19 protein-coding genes are annotated in these 23,169 nt (G+C 69.1%); 3 read left to right on the top strand and 16 right to left on the bottom strand.

What is annotated here, in order from left to right:
- Positions 1–10 precede the first annotated feature (10 nt).
- Positions 11–2,026 (bottom strand): acetyl-CoA carboxylase biotin carboxylase subunit, encoded by a 2,016-nt coding sequence (locus tag AC1PZ7_RS20755; RefSeq protein ID WP_482357083.1) that lies wholly within the window; start codon positions 2,024–2,026, stop codon positions 11–13.
- Between the two features lie 142 nt (positions 2,027–2,168).
- Positions 2,169–3,701: an acyl-CoA carboxylase subunit beta gene (locus tag AC1PZ7_RS20750; RefSeq protein WP_482357082.1), complete on the bottom strand. Its 1,533-nt coding sequence runs from the start codon at positions 3,699–3,701 to the stop codon at positions 2,169–2,171.
- A gap of 297 nt (positions 3,702–3,998) precedes the next feature.
- On the opposite strand from AC1PZ7_RS20750, the gene AC1PZ7_RS20745 reads away from it, so the two are divergent.
- Positions 3,999–5,459, top strand: coding sequence for a helix-turn-helix domain-containing protein (locus tag AC1PZ7_RS20745; protein ID WP_482357081.1), 1,461 nt, complete (start codon positions 3,999–4,001; stop codon positions 5,457–5,459).
- 27 nt (positions 5,460–5,486) lie between these two features.
- On the opposite strand, the gene AC1PZ7_RS20740 is transcribed toward AC1PZ7_RS20745, so the two are convergent.
- From AC1PZ7_RS20740 to AC1PZ7_RS20715, 6 genes are all read right to left on the bottom strand, one after another.
- Positions 5,487–6,101 carry a hypothetical protein gene (locus AC1PZ7_RS20740; RefSeq protein WP_482357080.1) on the bottom strand — a complete coding sequence of 205 codons (615 nt, stop codon included), beginning with the start codon at positions 6,099–6,101 and terminating at the stop codon, positions 5,487–5,489.
- A 185-nt stretch (positions 6,102–6,286) separates the two neighbouring features.
- Positions 6,287–7,591 carry a type III glutamate--ammonia ligase gene (glnT, locus tag AC1PZ7_RS20735; RefSeq protein WP_482357079.1) on the bottom strand — a complete coding sequence of 435 codons (1,305 nt, stop codon included), beginning with the start codon at positions 7,589–7,591 and terminating at the stop codon, positions 6,287–6,289.
- 250 nt (positions 7,592–7,841) lie between these two features.
- Positions 7,842–9,179, bottom strand: coding sequence for an FMN-binding glutamate synthase family protein (locus tag AC1PZ7_RS20730; RefSeq protein ID WP_482357078.1), 1,338 nt, complete (start codon positions 9,177–9,179; stop codon positions 7,842–7,844).
- Positions 9,180–9,189: 10 nt separating this feature from the next.
- The gene (locus tag AC1PZ7_RS20725) at positions 9,190–9,915 is read right to left on the bottom strand and encodes a protein glxC (RefSeq protein ID WP_482357077.1); all 726 of its coding nucleotides are present in this window, start codon (positions 9,913–9,915) and stop codon (positions 9,190–9,192) included.
- On the bottom strand, positions 9,912–10,793 hold the full coding sequence (locus AC1PZ7_RS20720; RefSeq protein ID WP_482357076.1) for a class II glutamine amidotransferase: 882 nt from the start codon (positions 10,791–10,793) through the stop codon (positions 9,912–9,914). The genes AC1PZ7_RS20725 and AC1PZ7_RS20720 overlap by 4 nt, the downstream gene beginning before the upstream one ends.
- Before the next feature lie 117 nt (positions 10,794–10,910).
- Entirely contained in the window at positions 10,911–11,600 is a 690-nt protein-coding gene (locus AC1PZ7_RS20715; protein ID WP_482357075.1) for a helix-turn-helix domain-containing protein, read from the bottom strand.
- 153 nt (positions 11,601–11,753) lie between these two features.
- On the opposite strand from AC1PZ7_RS20715, the gene sthA reads away from it, so the two are divergent.
- Entirely contained in the window at positions 11,754–13,148 is a 1,395-nt protein-coding gene (gene sthA, locus AC1PZ7_RS20710) for a Si-specific NAD(P)(+) transhydrogenase (RefSeq protein WP_482357074.1), read from the top strand.
- 375 nt (positions 13,149–13,523) lie between these two features.
- On the opposite strand, the gene folD is transcribed toward sthA, so the two are convergent.
- The 6 genes from folD to AC1PZ7_RS20680 form a co-directional block, all read right to left on the bottom strand.
- Entirely contained in the window at positions 13,524–14,396 is an 873-nt protein-coding gene (gene folD / locus AC1PZ7_RS20705) for a bifunctional methylenetetrahydrofolate dehydrogenase/methenyltetrahydrofolate cyclohydrolase FolD (RefSeq protein ID WP_482357073.1), read from the bottom strand.
- Positions 14,397–14,576: 180 nt separating this feature from the next.
- Positions 14,577–15,446: a formyltetrahydrofolate deformylase gene (purU, locus tag AC1PZ7_RS20700; protein ID WP_482357072.1), complete on the bottom strand. Its 870-nt coding sequence runs from the start codon at positions 15,444–15,446 to the stop codon at positions 14,577–14,579.
- Positions 15,447–15,541: 95 nt separating this feature from the next.
- A complete protein-coding gene (locus AC1PZ7_RS20695) occupies positions 15,542–16,153 on the bottom strand; it encodes a sarcosine oxidase subunit gamma (protein ID WP_482357071.1) in 612 nt (203 codons plus the stop codon).
- Positions 16,146–19,118 (bottom strand): sarcosine oxidase subunit alpha family protein, encoded by a 2,973-nt coding sequence (locus AC1PZ7_RS20690; protein WP_482357070.1) that lies wholly within the window; start codon positions 19,116–19,118, stop codon positions 16,146–16,148. The genes AC1PZ7_RS20695 and AC1PZ7_RS20690 overlap by 8 nt, the downstream gene beginning before the upstream one ends.
- Positions 19,115–19,387 carry a sarcosine oxidase subunit delta gene (locus tag AC1PZ7_RS20685; RefSeq protein ID WP_482357069.1) on the bottom strand — a complete coding sequence of 91 codons (273 nt, stop codon included), beginning with the start codon at positions 19,385–19,387 and terminating at the stop codon, positions 19,115–19,117. The genes AC1PZ7_RS20690 and AC1PZ7_RS20685 overlap by 4 nt, the downstream gene beginning before the upstream one ends.
- Before the next feature lie 208 nt (positions 19,388–19,595).
- Positions 19,596–20,846, bottom strand: a complete 1,251-nt coding sequence (locus AC1PZ7_RS20680) for a sarcosine oxidase subunit beta family protein (RefSeq protein WP_482357068.1) — start codon at positions 20,844–20,846, stop codon at positions 19,596–19,598.
- A 281-nt stretch (positions 20,847–21,127) separates the two neighbouring features.
- Between AC1PZ7_RS20680 and AC1PZ7_RS20675 the strand changes: the two genes are divergently transcribed.
- Entirely contained in the window at positions 21,128–22,099 is a 972-nt protein-coding gene (locus AC1PZ7_RS20675; RefSeq protein ID WP_482357067.1) for a LysR family transcriptional regulator, read from the top strand.
- Positions 22,100–22,230: 131 nt separating this feature from the next.
- On the opposite strand, the gene AC1PZ7_RS20670 is transcribed toward AC1PZ7_RS20675, so the two are convergent.
- On the bottom strand, positions 22,231–22,992 hold the full coding sequence (locus AC1PZ7_RS20670) for a DNA-methyltransferase (protein WP_482357066.1): 762 nt from the start codon (positions 22,990–22,992) through the stop codon (positions 22,231–22,233).
- On the bottom strand, positions 22,968–23,156 hold the full coding sequence (locus tag AC1PZ7_RS20665) for a Com family DNA-binding transcriptional regulator (protein ID WP_482357065.1): 189 nt from the start codon (positions 23,154–23,156) through the stop codon (positions 22,968–22,970). Before AC1PZ7_RS20665 ends, AC1PZ7_RS20670 begins: the two co-directional genes overlap by 25 nt.
- Positions 23,157–23,169 lie beyond the last annotated feature (13 nt).

The following is a 23,169-nucleotide window of genomic DNA, read 5'->3' as shown; positions in this document are numbered from 1 at the left end:
CGCTCCCGGTTCAGGCGAATTCGAGGATCACGGCGTCGACGGCGAGGCTGTCGCCCGCCTTCGCCAGAATCCGGCTGACCGTGGCGTCGCGTTCGGCGCGCAGCACGTTCTCCATCTTCATCGCCTCGACGATGGCGAGCGCCTCGCCGGCCTTCACCTCCTGCCCCTCGGAGACGGCGACCGAGACGACGAGGCCGGGCATCGGGCAGAGAAGCTGCTTGCCGCTGCCGGCCTGTTCCTTCACCGGCATCAGCGCGGCCAGCTCCGCCTCGCGCCGCGTATAGACCAGCGCGTCGGCGGCGATGCCGCGATGGGCCAGCGCCACGCCGTTGAGGCGCGGGCGCACCTGCACGGCGATCGCCTCGTCGTCGAACACGCCGTTCCACACCGGCTCGCCCGGCTGCCAGCCGGAGCGCAGCTCATGCGTGCCGTTGGGCCGGCCCTCGCCGTCGAGGAAGGTGACGATGAAGCCGCCCGCCGCGCGGTCGACCTCGCAGGCAAGGCTGAGATCGCCGAGCCGCACCACGCGCTGATGCTCGAACACCACCGGCCGGCCGGCGAGCTGGCCGGAGATCTTGCGCTTGCGCGCATTGCCGACATTGTCGATCACCGCCGCCACCGCCGCGAGCTTGCGGGCCAGCGCCGGGGTCGGCGCCGTGGCGTGGAAGCCGTCGGGGTATTCCTCGGCGATGAAGCCGGTGGAGAGCCGCCCCGCCCGCCAGCGCTCATGCGTCATCAGCGCCGAGAGGAACGGGATGTTGTGCTGGATGCCGTCGATGGCGAAGGCGTCGAGCGCGTCCGCCTGCGCCTCGATCGCCTCCTCGCGGGTCGGCGCGTGGGTGATCAGCTTGGCGATCATCGGGTCGTAATAGAGCGAGATCTCCCCGCCCTCATAGACGCCGGTGTCGTTGCGCACGGTGATGGCGTTGGTCACGCCTTCCGCCGGGGGCCTGTAGCGGGTGAGCCGGCCGATGGAGGGCAGGAAGCCGCGATAGGGATCCTCGGCATAGACCCGGCTCTCCACCGCCCAGCCGTTCAGCGTCACGTCGTCCTGCGCGATGGCGAGCTTCTCGCCGGCGGCGACGCGGATCATCTGCTCGACCAGGTCGATGCCGGTGATCAGCTCGGTCACCGGGTGCTCGACCTGCAGGCGGGTGTTCATTTCGAGGAAGTAGAACGACTTGTCCTGTCCGGCGACGAATTCCACCGTGCCGGCGCTGTCGTAGTTCACCGCCTTGGCCAACGCGACGGCCTGCTCGCCCATCTTCTTGCGGGTGGCCTCGTCGAGCAGCGGCGAGGGCGCCTCCTCGACGACCTTCTGGTTGCGGCGCTGGATCGAGCATTCGCGCTCGCCGAGATAGACGACGTTGCCGTGCTTGTCGCCCAGCACCTGGATCTCGATATGGCGCGGCTGGACGATGAACTTCTCGACGAACACGCGGTCGTCGCCGAAGGAGGACTTCGCCTCCGAGCGGGCGCGGTCGAACCCCTCTTCCACCTCGTCGCGGGAGTTGGCGATGCGCATGCCCTTGCCGCCGCCGCCGGCGGAGGCCTTGATCATCACGGGATAGCCGATCTCGTCGGCGATGCGCGCGGCGTGCCCCGCGTCCTCGATCACGCCGAGATAGCCCGGCACGGTGGAGACATTCGCCGCCGCCGCCGCCTTCTTGGATTCGATCTTGTCGCCCATCGCCTCGATGGCTTGCGGGTTCGGGCCGATGAAGACGAGCCCCGCTTCCTTCAGCGCGGTGGCGAAGCTGGCGCGCTCGGACAGGAAGCCGTAGCCCGGATGCACCGCCTCGGCGCCGGTCCGCTTCGCCGCCTCGATGATCTTTTCCGCCAGCAGATAGGACTGCGCGGCCGGGGCGGGCCCGATAGGCACCGCCTCGTCCGCCATCTCGACATGCAGCGCGTCCTTGTCGGCGTCGGAATAGACCGCGACCGTCTTGATGCCCATGCGCCGGGCGGTCTTGATGACCCGGCAGGCGATCTCGCCACGGTTGGCGATGAGGATCTTGGAGAACATCGGTTCTCGGGCCTTTACTTCACCTCTCCCGAGGGGAGAGGTCGGCGCGGAGCGCCGGGTGAGGGGGAAGGCGGCTCCGGGGCGTCGAGGCGGTCTCGCCCCTCACCCCACCCCTCTCCCCGCGGGGAGAGGGAGTAGGTCGCTACAACGGCAGATTATCGTGCTTCTTCGCCGGCGCCTCGACCTTCTTGGAGGCGAGCATGGCGAGCGCGCGGGCGATGCGCTTCCTCGTCGTGCGCGGCGTGATCACCTCGTCGATATAGCCGCGCTCGGCCGCGACGAAGGGCGAGAGGAAGCGTTCCTCATATTCCTTCGTCCGGGCGGCGATCTTCTCGGGATCGTCGATATCGGCGCGGAAGATGATCTCCACCGCCCCCTTGGCGCCCATCACGGCGATCTGCGCCGTCGGCCAGGCATAGTTGACGTCGCCGCCGATATGCTTGGAGGCCATGACGTCATAGGCGCCGCCAAAGGCCTTGCGGGTGATGACGGTGACCAGCGGCACCGTCGCCTCGCTATAGGCGAAGAGCAGCTTGGCGCCGTGCTTGATCAGGCCGCCATATTCCTGCGCCGTGCCGGGCAGGAAGCCGGGCACGTCGACGAAGGTGACGATCGGAATCTCGAAGGCGTCGCAGAAGCGCACGAAGCGTGCGGCCTTGCGCGAGGCATCCGCATCGAGAACTCCCGCCAGCGCCATCGGCTGGTTGGCGACGATCCCGACGGTCCGCCCCTCGACGCGGCCGAAGCCGGTGATGATGTTGCGGGCGAAGGCCCCCTGGATCTCGAAGAAGTCGCCCTCGTCGACCACCTTCGCGATCAGTTCCTTCATGTCGTAGGGCTTGTTCGGATTGTCCGGCACCAGCGTGTCGAGCGAGGCGTCGATGCGCTCGCCATCGTCGAAGCTCGGCCAGGCCGGCGGGCCGGACTGGTTGTTGGCGGGCAGGAAGTCGATCAGCCGGCGCATCTGCAGCAGGCACTCGATGTCGTTCTCATAGGCGCCGTCGGCCACCGAGGACTTGGTGGTGTGCACCTTGGCGCCGCCCAGCTCCTCGGAGGTCACGGTCTCGTTGGTGACGGTCTTCACCACCTCCGGGCCGGTGACGAACATGTAGGAGGTGTCGCGCACCATGAAGATGAAGTCGGTCATCGCCGGCGAATAGACGTCGCCGCCGGCGCAGGGGCCCATGATGACGGAGATCTGCGGGATGACGCCGGACGCCAGCACGTTGCGCCGGAACACCTCGCCATAGCCCCCGAGCGCGGCGACGCCTTCCTGGATGCGCGCCCCGCCGGCATCGAACAGGCCGATGATCGGCGCGCGGGTCTTCAGCGCGAGGTCCTGGATCTTGGTGATCTTGGCGGCGTGCGCCTCGGACAGCGAGCCGCCGAACACGGTGAAGTCCTTGGCGAAGACGAAGACCTGCCGGCCGTTCACCGTGCCCCAGCCGGTGACGACGCCGTCGCCGGGGGTCTTGGCCTTCTCCATGCCGAAATCGGTGCAGCGGTGCTGCACGAAGGTGTCGAACTCCTCGAAGGAGCCGGTGTCGAGCAGCAGCTCGATGCGTTCGCGGGCGGTGAGCTTGCCGCGCCTGTGCTGGGCGTCGATGCGCTTTTCGCCGCCCCCGAGGCGGGCGCCGGCGCGGCGCTGTTCGAGCTCGTCGAGAATATGCTTCATCGGGCGCTTCCCTTGGCGTTTCTTCGGGACCTTCGGTCGCGTTGCTGCCACATGTTTCGCTTCTAGGCCCTTGCGGCAAAAAACATAAGATGTGAAAATGCGGATCGTAAAATTGTAAAAAATTCACAAAATCGACACGAGCCTGCGGACGGTCTTCTCCCTCTCCCAGACGGGGAGAGGGGGCTCTACCGCTCCGCAATCGCTAGAACCCCTCACCGACCCGCTTCGCGGGCCACCTCTCCCCGACGGGGAGAGGGGAAAGTTGAGGCACTTCCCGCGGGTTACGGAGCAGCGGCCATGTCGAAGAAGGTGTTCGCGGGCCATGCGGTGCGCAATGTCCGCGAGCGGCTGGGGCTGACCCAGATCGACTTCGCGCGGCGGCTCTCGCTGTCGCCGAGCTACATCAACCAGATCGAGAGCAACCAGCGCCCGGTGACGGCCGCGGTGCTGCTCGCCATCAGCCGCACCTTCGACCTCGACATTACACGTTTCGGCGCGGACGATCTCGATCGGATCGTGGCGGATCTGCGCGAGGCGCTGGCCGATCCGGTGTTCCGCGGGCTGGAGCCGAGCCTGCAGGACCTGAAGAACGCCACCACCCACGCGCCGGCCTTCGCCCATGCCTTCCTGCGCCTGCACGGCGCGATGCGCCGGCTGGAGGAGCGCCGCGCCGCGCTCGACGACGCGGTGGTCTCGGTCGCGCGTGAAGTCGATGGCGAGGTGCGCGGGGGGGCGCCGCACGAGGAGGCGCGCCATCTCGCGCCCTATGAGGAGGTGCGCGACCACTTCCATTACATCGACAATTATGTCGACGGGCTCGACCGCGCGGCGGAGGAGCGCAACGCCGCGCTCGATCTCTTCGCCCGCGACGACGCGGTGGCGGTGCTGGTGCAGCATCTGCGCCAGCGCCACGACATCGTCGTCGACATGGCCCCGGCCGGCGAGCTCGACGCGCCGCTGCTCGCCTATGACCGCCACCGGCGGGTGGCGACGCTGGCGCGCACGCAGGGGCGTGCCAGCCAGGCCTTCCGGCTGGCCGCGCTCATCGCCCGCTTCGAGCAGAGCGAGCTGATCGACCGGCACGTCATCGAGGCCGGCTTCCGCAGCGCCACGGCGCGCGAGGTCTGCCGGCTGTCGCTGCAGAACTACTATGCCGGGGCGCTGATCCTGCCCTATCGCCGCTTCGCGCGCCTCGCGCGGGAGAAGCGCCACGATCTCGACCTGCTCGCCGCCATGACCGGGGCGAGCCTGGAACAGGTCTGCCACCGCCTCTCCACCCTGCAGCGGCCGGGCGAGAAGGGCGTGCCGTTCTACTTCCTGAAGGTCGACCGCGCCGGCAACGTCATCAAGCGCCACAGCGCCACGCGCTTCCAGTTCGCCCGCTATGGCGGCGCCTGCCCGGTGTGGAACGTGCACGAGGCGTTCGAGCAGCCCTCGCGCACGTTGGTGCAGGTCGGCGAGATGCCGGACGGGGTGCGCTATCTGTGCCTGGCGCGCGGCGCGTCGAAGCCGGCGATCCGCCACGGCCAGCGCGAGCGGCGCTTCGCGCTGGGCATCGGCTGCGAGATTTCCTACGCCGCCGAGCTGGTCTATGCCGACGGGCTCGACCTGAAGTCGGCGGCGGTGGCGCCGCTCGGCGTCAATTGCCGCATCTGCCCGCGCGCCACCTGCCCGGAGCGCGCCTTCCCGCCGCTCGACCGCGAGATCACGCTCGATCCCGACCGGCGCGGGGTGGTGCCGTTCTCGGTGCGGGACTGAACGCCGGACGCGTGCCGGACCGCGTGGTCAGGCGGGCCCGTTCGTGTCCTCGGCGCCGAACTGGTGGACCCAGTCCGGCCGGACGGTGCGGGCGAAGACGGTCTCGAAGGTCGCCAGATCCGGCATTTTCAGCCCTTCGGCGAGCTTGGAATGGAGATAGGCGGGGTCTTCGGTGAGCCGCGGGTACCAGATGAAGGTCATGTCGATGTCGAAGCGGACGAGCTGCTCGACGAGCCGGGTGAACTGACGCCGCAGGAGTTCGCCCTGATCGGCTCCCTTCTCCACGTGCCAGAGCCCGCCGGCGACCGGGCGCAGCAGGTCCTCGCTGCCGGTATTGGCCTTCTGCACGTATCGGCGGCTGGCGGCGGCGGCCTCGAAGTTCCGCACCGGAATGAAGACGTGGTCGATGCGGATCGACGTATCGGTCAGGATTTCCTCGATGGAATCGCAGATCCAGGGGTTCTTGACGATGTAGGGCGCATCGCTCGCCCTCGGATTCTTCTCGAGGCCGGCATGGGCGATGGGGTCGAGCGAGAGTTTTTTCGACTTGAACCCGGTGTCGAGACCAAGATTGGTAAGTAGTTGAACCAGAAACGACGTTCCGGCGCGTCCCGTTCCCGTGATCAGTACGTGATGCTTCAACTGTGGCTCCGAATCCGTGCGTCTGGATGTCCCGATTGCGGTCTGAGCCTACACCGCCGCCAACCGTGCGCGAGGTATAGAATACCGTATCGCGCCCTAAAGCGGCTTTGAACTGGGGACAATCGACGGCGACAAATCCCCAGGGTCGGGCCCTGGGGATTGTGGCGGGCCCGTGCCGCGCCGCGTCAGATGTCGAGCGTGTTGTCGCGCTCCCACTGGGTGAGGTGGCGCGAATAGGCGTTCCACTCCTCGGTCTTCAGCTTGATGTAGCCGTCGAGCAGCGGCGCGCCGAGCGCATTGCGCAGCACCGAGGACTTCTCCAGCGCGCGGATGGCGTCGAGCAGGTTGAGCGGCAGCTTCTTGGCGCCGCGCACCTTGTGGCCGTCCGTGTACATGTTGATGTCGAGCCGCTTGCCCGGGTCGCGCTGGTTCTGGATGCCGTCGAGGCCGGCGGCGAGCACGGCGGCGGGGGCGAGATAGGGGTTGGCCGCGCCGTCGGGCAGGCGCAGCTCCAGCCGGCCCGCGTCGGGGATGCGGATCATGTGGGTGCGGTTGTTGCCGGTATAGGTGACGGTGTTGGGCGCCCAGGTGGCGCCGGAGACGGTGCGCGGCGCGTTGATGCGCTTGTAGGAGTTCACCGTCGGGTTGGTGAAGGCGCACAGCGCGTCGGCCGAGTGGATCAGGCCGCCGATGAAATTATAGCCGATGTCGGAAAGGCCGAGCTCGCCGTCCTCGTCCTCGAACAGGTTGGCGCCGTCCGGGCCCCACAGCGAGGTGTGCATGTGGCAGCCCGAGCCGGTGAGGTCGATGAACGGCTTGGGCATGAAGGTGGCGCGCAGCCCGTGCTTCTCGGCGATGGAGCGCGCCATGTACTTGAAGAAGACGTGGCGGTCGGCGGTGACGAGCGCGTCGGCGAAGTCCCAGTTCATCTCGAACTGGCCGTTGGCGTCCTCGTGGTCGTTCTGGTAGGGGCCCCAGCCCAGCGCGAGCATGCAGTCGCAGATTTCCTTGATGACGTCGTAGCGGCGCATCAGGGCGGACTGGTCGTAGCAGGGCTTGGTGGCGTTGTCGGCGGCGTCGGAGATCTTGGTGCCGTCGGCATTGGTGAGGAAGAACTCGCACTCGACGCCGGTCTTCATCAGGTAGCCGACGCTGTCGGCGCCGAGCATGGTCGACTTCAGCACGTTGCGCGGCGCCTGCGCCACCAATTCGTCGTTCATCACGAGGTCGGAGGCGAGCCAGCCGACTTCCGGCTTCCACGGCAGCTGGATCAGGCTCTCCGGGTCGGGGACCGCGAACAGGTCGGCGTCGGCCGGGCTCATGTCGAGCCAGGTGGCGAAGCCGGCAAAGCCCGCGCCGGCCCTCTGCATGCCGCCGATGGCGGCGGAGGGCACCAGTTTCGCCCGCAGCCCCCCGAACAGGTCGACATAGGAGATCAGGAAATACTTGATGCCGAGTTCCTTGGCGGCGTGGGCGAGATCATTGGCCATGGTTCAATCCGGTTTCGCTGTTCCCCGGCCCGTTGGGGCTCGTTGGTGGTCGTGCAAGTCTCGCGCCGGGCGCGGAAACTTGCCCGGGGTCTTCGCCCTCTCCCCGTGGGGAGAGGGTGGGGTGAGGGGGCTCTGCGCTATCCCAGCTTGTCGCCCCACCGATCCGCTTCGCGGGCCACCTCTCCCCGATGGGGAGAGGACAGAAGGTCGAGCCCGACCCGAATGACGCGCGTCATGTCGGAACGTCCCCTCAGAACCCGCCCGTCTTCCCCGGTATCCAGTCGGTGCCCGCCAGCGGCACATTGGCCATGGCGGCGGCCTCGATGGTGAGGGCCACCAGGTCCTCGGGCTCCAGGTTGTGGACGTGGCTCTTGCCGCAGGCGCGGGCGATGGTCTGGCACTCCAGCGTCAGCACGGCGAGATAGTTGGCGAGCCGGCGGCCGGCGGCGATGGGGTCGAGCCGGGCCATCAGCGCCGGGTCCTGCGTGGTGATGCCGGCGGGGTCGCGTCCCTCGTGCCAGTCGTCATAGGCGCCGGCGCGGGTGCCGAGCGCCTCGTACTCGGCCTGGTAATGGGGGTCGTTGTCGCCGAGCGCCACGAGGGCCGCGGTGCCGATGGCGACCGCGTCGGCGCCGAGCGCCAGCGCCTTGGCCACGTCCGCCCCGTTGCGGATGCCGCCGGAGACGACGAGCTGCACCTTGCGGTGCATGCCGAGATCCTGCAGCGCCTTCACCGCCTGCCGCACGGCGGCGAGCGTGGGGATGCCGACATGCTCGATGAAGATTTCCTGCGTGGCGGCGGTGCCGCCCTGCATGCCGTCGACCACCACCACGTCGGCGCCCGACTTCACCGCCAGCGCGGTGTCGTAATAGGGCCGGGCGGCGCCGACCTTCACATAGATCGGCTTCTCCCAGTCGGTGATCTCGCGCAGTTCCTCGATCTTGATCTCGAGGTCGTCCGGGCCGGTCCAGTCCGGGTGGCGGCAGGCCGAGCGCTGGTCGATGCCGACGGGGAGCGTGCGCATGCCGGCGACGCGCTCGGTGATCTTCTGGCCGAGCAGCATGCCGCCGCCGCCGGGCTTGGCGCCCTGGCCGACCACCACCTCGATGGCGTCAGCGCGCTTGAGGTCGTCCGGGTTCATGCCGTAGCGCGAGGGCAGATACTGGTAGACGAGCTGGGTCGAGTGCCCGCGCTCCTCATTGGTCATGCCGCCATCGCCGGTGGTGGTGGAGGTGCCCATGGCCGAGGCGCCGCGCCCGAGCGCTTCCTTGGCGTTGGCCGAGAGCGAGCCGAAGCTCATGCCGGCGATGGTGATCGGGATCTTCAGCTCGATCGGCTTCTTGGCGAAGCGGGTGCCGAGCACGACCTCGGTGGAGCACTTCTCGCGATAGCCCTCCAGCGGGTAGCGCGACATCGACGCGCCGAGGAACAGCAGGTCGTCGAAATGCGGAACCTTGCGCTTGGCGCCGCCGCCGCGGATGTCGTAGATGCCGGTGGCCGCGGCGCGGCGGATTTCCGACAGCGTGTACTCGTCGAAGGTGGCGGAGGCGCGAGGGGTGGTGCGCGGAATGTTGCTGTGGTCGTTCATCGCGGCGCCCTCAGTAGCTCGACACGTTGTCGACGTGGAAATGGTAGAGCGTGCGGGCCGAGCCGTAGCGGCGGAATTCCGAGATATCGACCTCGCCGAGGATGCCGGCGGCCGCGAGCTTCTCGGCCAGCAGCGCCTTGTGCTCCTCGCGCATCTCCTTCTCGACGCAGTCGGCGCCGAGACTGGCGACCGAGCCGCGCACGAACAGCTTGGCCTCGTACAGGCTGTCGCCCAGCGCCTCGCCGGCGTCGCCCAGCACGGTGAGGGTGCCGGCCTGCGCCATGAAGGCGCTCATATGGCCGATGGCGCCCTTCACCACGATGTCGATGCCCTTCATCGAGATGCCGCAGCGCGCCGAGGCGTTGCCGTCGACGACGAGCAGGCCGCCATGGGCGGTGGCGCCGGCCGACTGGCTGGCATCGCCCTTCACATGAACGAGGCCGCTCATCATGTTCTCGGCCACGCCCACCCCGGCATTGCCGTTGATGATGACGTGCGCCTGCTTGTTCATGCCGGCGCAGTAATAGCCGACCGGTCCGTCGATCTCGACGGTGACGGGCACGTCGAGCCCCGCCGCGATGGCGTGGCGGCCGGCCGGGTTGGCGATCTTCCACCAGGTCTCGTTGGTGTCCGCCGGCAGCCCGTGCAGGGTCGCGTTCAGCTCGCGCAGCGGAGAGACGGCAAGATCGAAAAAGGTTTCGCCGGTGGCGGCGAGGGGCTTCAGCTTCAGGCTCATGCTGCACGATCCCAGAAATAGACACGCGCCGGTTCCGGCTCGAACACCCGCGCGGTCTCGATGCCCGGCAGCCCGGCGAGCGCGCGGTATTCGGAGGCGAAGGCGACGTAGTCGTCGGTCTCGGCCATGACGGCCGGCTTGCAGGCGATCGGGTCGCGCAGCACGCCGAAGCCGCTCTCGGTGCCGACGACGAAGGTGTAGAAGCCGTCGAGGTCGTCGAGCGAGTGCTCCAGCGCCTCGCCCAGAGTGTCGCCGCCGCGCATGCGGTAGGTGAGGTAGGCGGCCGCGACCTCGCTGTCGTTCTCGGTCGTCACTTCCAGCCCCTCACGGGCCAGCAGCCGGCGCACGCCGGCATGGTTGGACAGCGAGCCATTGTGCACGAGGCACTGGTCGGGGCCGGTGGAGAAGGGGTGGGCGCCGTCCGTGGTCACGGCGCTCTCGGTCGCCATGCGGGTGTGGCCGATGGCGTGGGTGCCGCTCATCGATTCCAGCTTGAAGCGTTTGGCGACGTCGGCGGGCAGGCCGACTTCCTTGTAGAGCTCCATGCGCGCCCCGGTGCCGACGACGCGGACCTCAGGCGCGAGGCGCGCCAGCGCCGCGCGGACGGTGGCTTCCTCGGCGGCGGGCACGCTCAGCACCGCATGGGTGTCGCGCGGGGTGACGAGGTGGCCGATCTCGGCGCCGAGCGCGGAAAAATCCGTGCCGGCGGGGCCGCGCAGCGTGAGCTTCACGAAACCGGGCGTGCCGGCGCCGTAGACGGCGAAACCGGCCGAATCCGGCCCGCGGTCACACATGATGTCGAGCATTTCCGAAAGCATGGCGCCGAGTTCCGGCTCCAGCTTCGGCTGCTTCAGGAACAGGCCGACAATGCCGCACATGGCGGAACTCCTGGCAGGCAAGGTGGAAAGGGCGGTGGAAGGACGTGCCCAATCTTTTAGGAGCCGCCGGCGCGGGCGTCAATAATAGGAGAATAAAATTTTCTTCTGAGGAAACCTTTAGCGGTCCGGCATGCGCGGGTAGATGATGATGGAGAGGTAGCTCATCGGCCGCACCAGCAGTTCCTCCGGCCCATGCGTGGCGGCGGAATCGAACAGCAGCGAATCGCCCGGCCGCAGGTGATAGGTGCGGTCGCCGTGGCGGTAGATCACCTCGCCGGTGAGCATGTGGATGAACTCCACCCCGGCATGGCGGAAGCCGGTATAGGGCACCGCCTCCTCGCTCAGCGTGATGAGATAGGGCTCGACCGCCACCTCGCCGCCCAGCGCGTGGCCGAGCAGCTCGTATTGGTGCCCCACCTTGGTGCCGCGCCGCTCGATGTGCACGCCCTGTCCGGCCGGCACGAAGGAGCAGTCCCGCTTCTCCTCGAAGGTGGTGAACAGCGTCGAGATCGGCACGTTCAGCACGTTGGAGATCGCCTGCAGCGTCGCCAGCGACGGCGAGATCAGGCCGTTCTCGATCTTCGACAGCATGCCGACCGAGATGCCGGCCGCGCTGGCGAGGTCGGAGACGGTGAGGTCGAGCTCGCGGCGTATGGCGCGCACCTGCTGGCCGAGCGCCTGTTCCAGCGTGCGCTCATTGACCAGCGGCGCGCCCGAGCCGGTGGTCAGCTCCTCGCCGACGCTCGCGACGGCGGCGACCTTGCCGTCCGCCGTCCGGGCTGCGCGCTTGCGTGGCGTCTCGTTCACCTTGGCTTCTCCCTGTGCATCGGACGACCGATGGGAGCCGTTTCCGCGGCAAAAGCCAAGCGCGGCGTGCAGGACCCCGTCATCGAAGCTTGGCATTCATCGTGCATCGATGAACGGTAGTCCCCTGCTGCCAGAAAATGGTCCGACGTCTCCATGTACGATTTCGACATGATTGTCATCGGCAGCGGCCCCTCCGGCCGCCGCGCCGCCGTCCAGTCGGCCAAGATCGGCAAGTCCGTGCTGGTGGTGGAAAAGGGCCGCCGCGTCGGCGGAGTCTCGGTCCATACCGGCACCATTCCCTCCAAGACGCTGCGCGAGACGGTGCTCAACCTCTCCGGCTGGCGCGAGCGCGGCTTCTACGGCCGCTCCTACCGGGTGAAGCAGGACATCGCCGCCGGCGATCTGATGTCGCGCCTGCACAAGACGCTGGACCACGAGGTCGACGTGCTGGAGCACCAGTTTGCCCGCAACGGCGTGAAGACCGCGCGCGGCGAGGCCCGATTCGTCGACCCGCACACCGTCGAGATCACCGGCGAGGCCGGCGACGTCGACACCGTCACCGGCGCGCATGTGCTCATCGCCGTCGGCACCCGCCCGTTCCGGCCCGATTACGTGCCGTTCAACGGCATGAGCGTGTTCGACAGCGACGAGATCGTCGACCTGCCCAAGCTGCCGCGCAGCCTCGCGGTCATCGGCGCCGGCGTCATCGGCGTCGAATACGCCTCCATCTTCAGCGCGCTCGACGTGGCGGTGACGCTGATCGAGCCGCGCTCCACCTTTCTCGACTTCATCGACAAGGAACTGATCGAGGAGTTCATCCACGATCTGCGCGATCGCAATATGGGGCTGCGCTTCGGCGCCGCGGTCACGTCCATCGAACTCGGCCCGGACGAGCGGCCGGTCTGCAGGCTCGCCGACGGGCGCTCGGTGCAGTCCGACATGCTGCTCTTCGCCGCCGGCCGGGTCGGCGCCACCGACCGGCTCAACCTGGAGGCGGCCGGGCTCGCCGTCGACCATCGCGGGCGCATCGCGGTGGAACCGAAGACGCTGCAGACCGCCGTGCCGCACATCTACGCCGCCGGCGACGTCATCGGCTTCCCCAGCCTCGCCTCGACCTCGATGGAGCAGGGCCGGGTCGCCGCCTGCCACGCCTTCGGGCTGCAGCCGCCGCCGCCGCCGGAATTCTTCCCCTATGGCATCTATTCGGTGCCGGAAATGTCCACCGTCGGCATGAGCGAGGAGGAGGTGCGCAAGCGCGAGATTCCCTATGAGTGCGGCATCGCCCGCTTCCGCGAGACCTCGCGCGGCCACATCATGGGGCTGAACAACGGAATGATGAAGATGATCTTCTCGGTGAAGACGCGCCGCCTGCTCGGCGTGCACATCGTCGGCGAGGGCGCCACCGAGCTGATCCACATCGGCCAGGCGGTGCTGAACCTGAAGGGCACGATCGACTATTTCATCGAGAACACGTTCAACTACCCCACCCTCGCCGAGGCCTACAAGATCGCCGGCCTCGACGCCTGGAACCGCATGCCGCGGGCGTGAGGGGGCGCCCTCCTTGGCTGTTCGCGACGTCCTCCTGAGGAGCCCGGCCACAGGCCGGGCCGCGTAGGAGGCTCGTCCGGGTGCGTGAGAGAACCATCCTTCGAGGCTCGCAGCGCGCGCGCCTCAGGATGAGGTCCATCTCAATCGAAAGAAGACCTCTATCCCGAGAGCCTGCTCATAGTCGCAAACGTCAGCAACGACAGCGGTTTCTCCCTCTCCCCCACGGGGAGAGGGTTGGGGTGAGGGGTCTTAGACGCTCCGCAATCGCGCAGTCCCTCACCGACCCGCTTCGCGGGCCACCTCTCCCCCACGGGGAGAGGGAAGGAAAGTCGTTCGCCGCATATGCACCTTGCGATCACCTTCGGCCCGGCACCGTCACCCCTTCACCTGCCGCCGTGCCGCCGTCAGCGTGTTGGCCAACAGGCAGGCGATGGTCATCGGGCCGACGCCGCCGGGCACCGGGGTGATGGCGCCGGCGATGCCCTGCGCCTCGTCGAAGGCGACGTCGCCGACGAGGCGCGTGCCGCCGCCGGGCTTCTCGACGCGGTTGATGCCGACATCGATCACCGTCGCGCCCGGCTTGATCCAGTCGCCCTTGATCATCTCCGGCCGCCCCACCGCACCGATCAGTATGTCGGCGCGCCGGCACACGGACGGAAGATCGCGGGTGCGCGAATGGGCGATGGTGACGGTGGCGTCCTCGCGCAGCAGCAGCTGCGCCAGCGGCTTGCCGACGATGTTGGAGCGCCCCACCACCACCGCCTCCAGCCCGGCGAGCGAGCCGAGCGTGTCCTTCAGCAGCATGACGCAGCCGAGCGGCGTGCAGGGCACCAGCGCGTCGAGCCCGACCGCGAGGCGGCCGGCATTCACCACATGGAAGCCGTCGACATCCTTGGCCGGGTCGATGGTGGCGAGCACCGCCTGCGCGTCGATGTGGCCGGGCAGGGGAAGCTGCACGAGGATGCCGTGCACGCTCGCATCGGCGTTGAGCGCGCGCACCAGCGCCAGCACGTCCTCCTGCGAGGTGTCGGCCGGCAGCTTGTGCTCGATCGAGGCCATGCCGGCCTCCACCGTCTGCTTGCCCTTGTTGCGGACATAGACCGCGCTCGCCGGATCCTCGCCGACGAGCACCACGGCGAGGCCGGGGGTGACGCCGGTCTCCGTCTCGAACGCCGCCACCTCGTCCTTGAGGCGGGCGCGCATTCCTTCGGCGAACGCCTTGCCGTCGATCAGGCGGGTCTCGACCATTTTTTCCTCCAGCGCGGTGCCCTTGCCAGGGCGGCACTCATCCTGCGTCCTTCGAGGCCCGGCAAGCCGGGCACCTCAGGATGACGGCTACGCCCACTCCCGGGGTGCGGGCGCGTCGAACGACATCGTCATGCTGAGGAGCGGGGCAGCGCCCCGCGTCTCGAAGCACGCATATCCCTCTCAGTCGCGGAACACGACGGTCTTGTGCCCGTTCATCAGCACGCGGTCGTCGAGGTGCCAGGCCAGCGCCCGGGCGAGCACGCGGCGCTCGATGTCGCGGCCCTTGCGCACCAGGTCCTCGGCGGAGTCCTGGTGGCTGATGCGCTCCACGTCCTGCTCGATGATCGGGCCTTCGTCGAGGTCGGAGGTGACGTAATGGGCGGTGGCGCCGATCAGCTTCACCCCGCGCTCATGCGCCTGGTGATAGGGCTTGGCGCCCTTGAAGCCCGGCAGGAAGGAGTGGTGGATGTTGATGCAGCGCCCGGACAGCTTGGCCGACAGCCCGTCGGACAGCACCTGCATGTAGCGCGCCAGCACCGCCACTTCCGCCCCGCTCGACTGGAACAGCTCCCAGAGCTGGGCTTCCTGCTCCATCTTGGTCGCCTTGGTGACCGGCAGATGGTGGAACGGGATGTCCGCGAAATCGAGATGGGCGTAGGTCTCGCGCGGGTAGTTGGCGGCGATGGCGACGATTTCCATCGGGATCTCGTTGATGCGCCAGCGGTAGAGCAGGTCGGCCAGGCAATGGTCGAATTTGGAGACCAGCAGCATCACCCGGCGCTTCTGGCCGCGCGGGCGCAGGCGCCAGTCGAGCGCGAATTTCTGCGCCACCTCGGCGAAATCGGCCTTCAGCGCCTCCAGCGTGCCCGAGCCGGCGGCGCGGTCGAACATGACGCGCATGAAGAAGCGGCCGCTTTCGGTGTCGTCGAACTGCTGGGCTTCGAGGATGTTGCCGCCATGCTCGAACAGGAAACTGGCGACCGTGGCGACGATGCCCGGGCGGTCGGGGCAGGAGAGGGTGAGGACGTAAGGCTGGGTGTTCTCGGTCATGTCGGTCTCGTCGCAACGCCGACGCCAGCGCGGGGGGCAGCCGGGCGGGTTTTAGGGGAGATGAGGTGTTCAGGGAAGCGCGCGGCGCGCCGCCTTCAACCTCGTCCCTGCAGACGCAGACCGAATTCGGCGCCGCCGGCGATGAGGAAGTGGGTGAACGCGGCCTCGAAGCTGCGCCCCACCAGCACGCGGAAGGACGTCTCATCGGTCCGCCACAGGGTCACGCCGACATGGCCGAGAACGGTGGTGGCCGCGTCGCCGGGCCGGAATACCCGCGGGTCGAGGTCGATCAGCGCGCCCTTGGCGAGAAGTTCCGGCACCCGGGGGCCGGAGAGGTCGAAGGTGACGTAGCCGTCGCCCTGTTCCGTCACCGCCGCCTCGGTGCCGAGCACCGCGCGCAGCGTGCCGGCGAGGTCCGCCTCGCTCTTCGACAGCACGAGGAAGCGGCCGGGCGCCGTGCCGACGACGGTGCTGTTGCCCTCGATCGCCGCGTGCGGGCGGTCGGACAGCTCGACGCCGAAGGCGCGCCGCAGCCGGTCGGTCACGCTCGCGGCGAAGCCCTGCCGGGCGACGACCAGCGCGATGAACGGCGCCTCGGCGGTGGAGACAAGGATGCCGGGCGTGCCTGCCGCGCCATAGGCGCCGGCCGGCGGCACGCGGTCGAAGGCGATGCCGGCGAGCGGGTCGTGAGACGAACGGTCAGCCACGGAGACGTTCTCCCTCCGGATCGATGAAGCCGGGCGCGCAGATTTCTACCTCGAATTCCTCGCCGCGCACCGGGTCATAGGCGCGCACCCGCTCGCCGATGCGCTCCGGTCCGCGCGTGATGAGGCCGAGGCCGATCCAGTGCGCCAGATGCGGCGAATAGGCGACGGAGGTCATGTAACCCTCGTCATTGGCGGTCTCGGGCCGGGCGCCGAGGCCGAGGAAATGCGCCCCCGCGCGCAGCCGGCGGGTGCGGTCGACCGGCTTGAAGCCCATGAAGCTCGGGCGTGCCGGATCGACGAGGCCGGGCCGGCCGGCCATGACGCGGCCGACATAGTCCTTCTTGGTCGAGGCCATGCGGCCGAGGCCGAGGTCGCGCGCCGTGGTCTGGCCGGTGAGTTCGTTGCCGGAGACATGGCCCTTCTCGATGCGCATGACGCCGAGCGCCTCGGTGCCGTAGGGGGTGATGCCGAATTCCTCGCCGGCCTGCATCAGCGCCGCGGCGAGCGCCGCGCCATGACGGGCGGGCACGGCGATCTCGTAGCCCAGCTCGCCGGAGAAGGAGAGGCGGAACAGCCGCGCCTTCACCCCGCCCATCACCGTGCCCTCGATGGCGCCCATGAAGGGCAGCGCCTCGTTCGAGACGTCGCCATCCGCCACGCGCGCCAGCACGTCGCGGGCACGCGGCCCGGCGATGGCGATCTGCGCCCATTGCTCGGAAATCGAGGCGAGCGACACGTCGAGTTCCGGCCACAGCACCTGCAGGCAGAATTCGAGGTGCTGGAAGACCTTGGCGGCGTTGGCGGTGGTCGTCGTCATCACGTAGTGCTCGGGGGCGAGCCGTGCCGTGGTGCCGTCGTCCATCACCATGCCGTCCTCGCGCAGCATCACGCCATAGCGCGCCTTGCCGACGGCGAGGGCGGCGAAGCCGTTGATGTAGACGCGGTCGAGGAAGGTGCCGACATCGGCCCCCTGCAGGTCGATCTTGCCGAAGGTCGACACGTCGATCAGCCCGACCGAGGAGCGCACCGCCGTGACCTCGCGCGACACCGTCTCCAGCCAGTCCTTCTCGCCCTTGCGCGGGAAGTACTGCGCCCGCAGCCACGGGCCGGTCTCGACGAAGACGGCGCCGAGCGCCTTCGCCCAGTCATGCGTCGGGGTGAGCCGGACCGGGCGGAAATCCTTGCCCCGGTGATGACCGGCCAGCGCGCCCAATGAGACCGGCGTGTAGGGCGGGCGGAAGATGGTGGTGCCGGTCTCCGGGATCGAGGCGCCGGTGAGGCTCGCCATGATGGCGAGGCCGGTCACGTTGGAGGTGCGGCCCTGGTCGGTCGCCATGCCCAGCGTGGTGTAGCGCTTGAGGTGCTCGACCGAGCGGAAGCCCTCCTTGTGGGCGATGCCGATATCCTTGGCGGTGACGTCGTTCTGCAGGTCGACGAAGGCGGCGCCCCTCGAATCCGCCACATGCCAGAACGGCGTGAGGACGAAGGCCTCGTCCTCGACCGTGGGCACGTCGAGCGGCGGCACCGGGAAGCCGAGCGCCCGCGCGGCCTCGGCACCCTGCGCGGCGCCCTGGCTCAGGCAGGCGCCGAGGCCGAAGGCGCCGTTGGCGGCGCCCGCCACGGCGAGGCCGGGGGGCGTCGTGCCCGGCACGAAGGCGGCGATGGCCTCGTCCCATGCCGGCTTGCCGCCATGGTGGCAGGTGAGGTGCACGCAGGGCGACCAGCCGCCGGAGACGGCGAGCGTGTCGATCGCCAGCCGCTCGCGTCCGCCGGGCGCGGCGATGTCGATGGTGCGCAGCCTGCCGCCCTGGGTGGCGACGACGCGCGCGCCGGTGAAGACGCGGATGCCGCGCGCGCGGGCCGCCTCGACGAGGCCGGGCGCCACGTCCGGCCGCACGTCGACGATGGTCTCGACGGTGGCGCCGGCCGTGCTGGCCTTGAGGATGCCGCGCCACGCCGCGTCGTTATTGGCGAACAGCGCCATGCGGCGGCCCGGCAGCACGGCATGGCGGTGCACATAGGTGCCGACCGCGCCGGCCAGCATCACCCCCGGCCGGTCATTGCCGCCGAACACGATGGGCCGCTCGGTGGCGCCGGCGGCGAGCACGGCGCGCCGGGCCACGATCCGCCACAGGCGCTGGCGCGGCTGGAACGGCGCGGGCACCGGCAGATGGTCGCTCACCCGCTCCAGCGCGCCATAGGTGCCGCCGTCATAGACGCCGAACACGGTGGTGCGGGTCATCACCCGCACATTGGGCAGGCTCGCCAGCTCCGCCGCGACCTGGGCGGCGAAGGCGGCGCCGGACTGGCCGTGCACCTCGGCGGGGTCGGCGTTGAGGCTGCCGCCCGGCAGGAAATCCTCATCCGCGAGGATGACCCGCGCGCCGGTGCGCCCGGCGGCGAGCGCCGCCATCAGCCCGGCCGGGCCGGCGCCGACGACGAGCACGTCGCAGAAGGCGGTGGCCTTCTCGTAATGGTCGGGATCGGCCTCGGCGGCGGCGCGCCCCAAGCCGGCGGCGCGGCGGATGATCGGCTCGTAGAGCTTCTCCCAGAAGCTCGCCGGCCACATGAAGGTCTTGTAGTAGAAGCCGGCGCCGAGGAAGGGCGAGACGAAGCGGTTGAGGCTCAGCAGGTCGAGGCCGAGCGAGGGCCAGCGGTTCTGGCTGGTGGCCTCCAGCCCGTCATAGAGCTCGGCGACGGTGGCGCGGGTATTGGGCTCGCGCCGCGCGCCGGTGCGCAGCTCGACCAGGGCGTTCGGCTCCTCCGCGCCGGCGGAGAAGATGCCGCGCGGGCGATGGTACTTGAACGAGCGGCCGACCAGCCGCACCCCGTTGGCCAGCAGCGCCGAGGCCAGCGTGTCGCCGGCATAGCCGTGGTAGCGGCGGCCGTCGAAGCTGAAGGCGAGCGGCGTCGAACGGTCGATGAGGCCGCCGGTCTCCAGCCGGTTGCGGTTCTGGCGGCTCATGCGGCGCCTCCCGACGCACGGGCGGCGAGGGCACCGGCGATGGCATGGGTGCGGGTGTCGCGGGCGACGCGCAGCCACTGGCGGCAGCCATTGGCGTGGTACCACCACTCGCTGTGCGCCCCGGCCGGGTTGTCGCGCAGATAGACGTAGTCGTGAAAGCGCGCCTCGGCGTCGGGCGCCGACGGGTCCGGCCGCGCCAGCGTGGCGTCGCCGAGATAGCTGAATTCGTGAGCGTCGCGTTCGCCGCAATAGGGGCAGGGAATACGCATCAGGCGGCACCTTGGGCAGAGGCGAAGGGGATAAGGGCGCTACGCGGGGTTTTGCGCTGTTTCCCGGATCGGCGCTCCGGCTGCGCCGTCGCTTGTCCGGGAAACAGGGAACGATCCGTTTCCCGGACAAGCTGCGCGACACGCAGCGCCGATCCGGGATCCAGGGGAAATTCCGCCGCAGGCGTCGGCATCGGAAAACACGCCATCATCAGTGCAGGTTCGGCTGGGCGCCGACTCCCTTCTCGTCGATGAGATGGCCGGTGCGGAAGCGGTCGAGCCGGAAGGCGCCGGCGACCTCGTGCGGCGCGTCGCGGGCGATCAGATGGGCGAAGCACCAGCCCGAGGCCGGGGTCGCCTTGAAGCCGCCATAGCACCAGCCGGCATTGAGATAGAGCCCTGGCACCGGCGCCCGGTCGATGATCGGCGAGCCGTCCATCGACATGTCCATGATGCCGCCCCACATGCGCAGCAGCCGCAGCCGGCCGATGCGCGGCATCAGCGCCATGCCGCCCTCGGCGACGTCCTCGACCACGGGGAGGTTGCCGCGCTGGGCGTAGGAATTATAGCCGTCGATGTCGCCGCCGAAGACCAGGCCGCCCTTGTCGGACTGCGAGATGTAGAAATGCCCGGCGCCGAAGGTGATCACGCCGTCGACCATCGGCTTCAGCCCCTCGGAGACGAAGGCCTGCAGCACATGGCTCTCGATCGGCAGGCGCAGCCCGGCCATGCCGGCGACGCGCGAGGAATTGCCGGCGACCGCCACCGCGACCTTGCCCGCGCGGATTTCGCCGCGCGACGTCTGCACGCCGACAATGGCGTCGCCCTCGCGCAAGAACCCGGTCACTTCGCAGTTCTGCACGATGTCGACGCCGCGCTGGTCGGCGCCCCGCGCATAGCCCCACACCACCGCGTCGTGGCGGGCGGTGCCGGCGCGGGCCTGCAGCAGGCCGCCCTGCACGGGAAAGCGCGCATTGTCGAAGTCGAGGAACGGGTACATGGCCCGCACCTGCCGCCTGTCCAGCAGCTGCGAATCCGCACCGGCGAGCCGCATGGCGTTGCCGCGCCTTGCATAGGCGTCGCGCTGGGCGTCGGAATGGAACAGGTTGAGGATACCGCGCTGGCTCACCATCGCGTTGTAGTTCAGCTCCTGCTCCAGCCCTTCCCACAGCTTCATCGACCATTCGTAGAACGGCTCATTGCCCGGCAGCAGGTAGTTGGAGCGGATGATGGTGGTGTTCCGCCCGGCATTGCCGGAGCCGATATATCCCTTCTCGATCACCGCCACATTGGTGATGCCGTGGACTTTGGCGAGGTAATAGGCGGTGGCCAGCCCGTGCCCGCCGCCGCCGATGATGATCACGTCATAGGCGGGCCTAGGCGCGGCGTCGCGCCAGGCGGGCGTCCAGCCGGACTGGCCGGAGAGGCCGTTGGCGAGAATGCTGAGGAAGGAATAGCGCATAGGGGCTCGCTGGGGCGTTCGCTTGGGGCTCGCTGCCGGACACGGCGGAAAGCTATAGATCACCGCCGATCCGGTGATAATATAAGTTTTGGTTATAGAGGCGGCAGGACCGTGGTCGCCGGGTGGAGCCAGCGGATGTTTCCGGCTCCCTCTCCCCGTCGGGGAGAGGGATGGGGTGAGGGGTCTTCGATGCTCCACCGGCATGGCGCCCCTCACCGACCCGCTTCGCGGGCCACCTCTCCCCGACGGGGAGAGGAAACATCAAGGAACAGGCCCCGCACATGCCTCCACCCGACACCCTTCCCTTCGACCTGCGCGCGCTGGAGCTGTTCCTCGCCGTCTGCGACGCCGGCACCATGGCGCAGGCGGCGCGCCGGCTTGGCCTGACCCAGCCGGCCATCTCGCAGGCCATCGCCGACATGGAGCGGCGCATGGGCATCGCGCTGTTCGACCGCCGCGCCCGGCCGCTGGCGCTCACCGCCGCCGGCGGCGCGCTGCGCCAGCGCGCCAGCGCGCTCATCTCGGAAGCCCGGCAGATCGCGCCGCTGCTGCGCGAGGCCGAGCATGCGCGGCTGCCGCTGGTGCGCGCCGGCCTCGTGGATTCGCTCTCGCGCGTGCTGATGGCGCCGCTGGCGCGGGCTCTGGCCGAGAAGGCCGAGCAGGTCTCGCTGCTCTCGGGCCTCACCGCCTCGCATGCCGGGGCGCTGCTGACCCGCCAGCTCGACCTTCTGGTCGGCGCCGACGACCTCGACGAGATCGAGGGGCTGGAGCGCTGGCCGCTCATCACCGAGCCTTATGTGCTGCTGCTGCCGGCGGCCCTGCCGGCCCCCGCCAGCGCCGCCGAGATGGCGGAACTGGCCCGCGAGGTGCCGCTGGTGCGCTTCTCGGCCCGTTCCAAGACCGGCATGGAGGTCGAGCGGCACCTGCGCCGGCTGCGGCTCGACCTGCCGCGCCCGCTGGAATTCGACACGCCCTACGGCGTGACGGCGGCCGTGGCGGACGGGGCCGGCTTCGCCGTCACCACGCCCTTATGCCTCATCGAGGCGGGGCTGCCGCTGGACGGCCTCGCCTGCCATGCGCTGCCGGGGCCGGGCCTGACCCGGCACCTGACGCTGATCGCCCGCCGGCAGGAGCTTGGCCGCCTGCCGCGTGAGGTCGCCGCCTTCTGCCGCGCGCGCCTCGCCGCCGAGCGCCCGGCGCTGTCGGCGCTGGTGGGGGAGGAACTGGCGGCGGGATTCGTGGTGGAGCCGTGAGTGTCGCCACTTCTCCCTCTCCCCGCGGGGAGAGGGAGGTGGGGGCCGTCTCACCCCTCGTGAAGCGCGACTTTTGAATCTGCAGCGTGGGACAGATGATTTTGCACCGCTCGATCCCACGCTTAAGACCCCTATGAAGCCGCTCTAAGAGGGCTCTTGAAGGCGCCATTATCCGAAGCCTCCCTCAGCCGTCTACAGGCGATCTCGAAATAGGCCGGTTCGACCTCGATGCCGACATAGGGCAACCCCAGCTCGGCGCAGGCAAGGCCCACCGTGCCCGATCCCATGAACGGGTCGAGGATCGGGCCGTCCATGATGCGGAGCAGCCCGGTCATCAGCCCCACCGGTTTGCCCGCGATATGGTGCTTGGTCTTCGGCACCGCCTCGCGGAAAACGCCCGGCGCCACCGGGCCGGCGAGCGGGCGGGGTCCGTTGGATCCCCACACCACATATTCGGCCTGGGGCCGATAGCGGCCTAACTGCGGCCGGCCGCCGAATTCGGTCTTGTCCCACGGGCAGATACCCCGCCAAATCCACCCCGCGCACTGCAGGGCATCGGTGGTGACGGGCAACTGACGCCAGTCGGTGAAGGTCGCGCAAATCGCGCCGGGCCGTGCCAGCTCGCGCGCTCGGCCGAGCCAGAGCGTCGACCAGGCCAGATAGGACCGCTGGTCGCGGGTGTCGCCCTGAAACTCGGGATACACCTCGCGTTGCGTCGACAGATACTTTGCCGTGGTGCGCAGGGTCCTCTGACCGAAGTGAAGACCGCCGCTCGAATAGGGCGGATCGGTCAGCACCGCGCCGAATGACCCGGTCTCAAGGGTGGCGAGCACCTCAAGGGCGTCGCCGAGATACAGGGTGGCGTTGCCTATCGTCTCGCGATGGAAGCGCATGCGTCTCTTTCTGAAGGACGCTCGCGGCGTTCGTTTGAGGGCTCTGCCGGCCTCAGGGAGTTGAGCGTGCCGCAGCGGCGGCACTTGATTTCGATCTTGCCATGGATCGCTCCATGGCCGGCGCGGAACAAGAGGGCTCCGCACCCGCAGCGCACATTCTCCATTGCCTATGATTGC

The organism is Ancylobacter sp. TW_SC_1 (assembly GCF_056836805.1).
This window is presented reverse-complemented; position numbering and strand designations above follow the sequence as displayed.

What these genes read in the sequence shown, in the direction of transcription:
- AC1PZ7_RS20755 (WP_482357083.1), bottom strand. Translation starts at nt 2,026, where the DNA reads ATGTTCTCCAAGATCCTCATCGCCAACCGTGGCGAGATCGCCTGCCGG.
- AC1PZ7_RS20750 (WP_482357082.1), bottom strand. Translation starts at nt 3,701, where the DNA reads ATGAAGCATATTCTCGACGAGCTCGAACAGCGCCGCGCCGGCGCCCGC.
- AC1PZ7_RS20745 (WP_482357081.1), top strand. Translation starts at nt 3,999, where the DNA reads ATGTCGAAGAAGGTGTTCGCGGGCCATGCGGTGCGCAATGTCCGCGAG.
- glnT (WP_482357079.1), bottom strand. Translation starts at nt 7,591, where the DNA reads ATGGCCAATGATCTCGCCCACGCCGCCAAGGAACTCGGCATCAAGTAT.
- AC1PZ7_RS20730 (WP_482357078.1), bottom strand. Translation starts at nt 9,179, where the DNA reads ATGAACGACCACAGCAACATTCCGCGCACCACCCCTCGCGCCTCCGCC.
- AC1PZ7_RS20725 (WP_482357077.1), bottom strand. Translation starts at nt 9,915, where the DNA reads ATGAGCCTGAAGCTGAAGCCCCTCGCCGCCACCGGCGAAACCTTTTTC.
- AC1PZ7_RS20720 (WP_482357076.1), bottom strand. Translation starts at nt 10,793, where the DNA reads ATGTGCGGCATTGTCGGCCTGTTCCTGAAGCAGCCGAAGCTGGAGCCG.
- sthA (WP_482357074.1), top strand. Translation starts at nt 11,754, where the DNA reads ATGTACGATTTCGACATGATTGTCATCGGCAGCGGCCCCTCCGGCCGC.
- folD (WP_482357073.1), bottom strand. Translation starts at nt 14,396, where the DNA reads ATGGTCGAGACCCGCCTGATCGACGGCAAGGCGTTCGCCGAAGGAATG.
- purU (WP_482357072.1), bottom strand. Translation starts at nt 15,446, where the DNA reads ATGACCGAGAACACCCAGCCTTACGTCCTCACCCTCTCCTGCCCCGAC.
- AC1PZ7_RS20690 (WP_482357070.1), bottom strand. Translation starts at nt 19,118, where the DNA reads ATGAGCCGCCAGAACCGCAACCGGCTGGAGACCGGCGGCCTCATCGAC.
- AC1PZ7_RS20685 (WP_482357069.1), bottom strand. Translation starts at nt 19,387, where the DNA reads ATGCGTATTCCCTGCCCCTATTGCGGCGAACGCGACGCTCACGAATTC.
- AC1PZ7_RS20680 (WP_482357068.1), bottom strand. Translation starts at nt 20,846, where the DNA reads ATGCGCTATTCCTTCCTCAGCATTCTCGCCAACGGCCTCTCCGGCCAG.
- AC1PZ7_RS20675 (WP_482357067.1), top strand. Translation starts at nt 21,128, where the DNA reads ATGCCTCCACCCGACACCCTTCCCTTCGACCTGCGCGCGCTGGAGCTG.
- AC1PZ7_RS20670 (WP_482357066.1), bottom strand. Translation starts at nt 22,992, where the DNA reads ATGCGCTTCCATCGCGAGACGATAGGCAACGCCACCCTGTATCTCGGC.
- AC1PZ7_RS20665 (WP_482357065.1), bottom strand. Translation starts at nt 23,156, where the DNA reads ATGGAGAATGTGCGCTGCGGGTGCGGAGCCCTCTTGTTCCGCGCCGGC.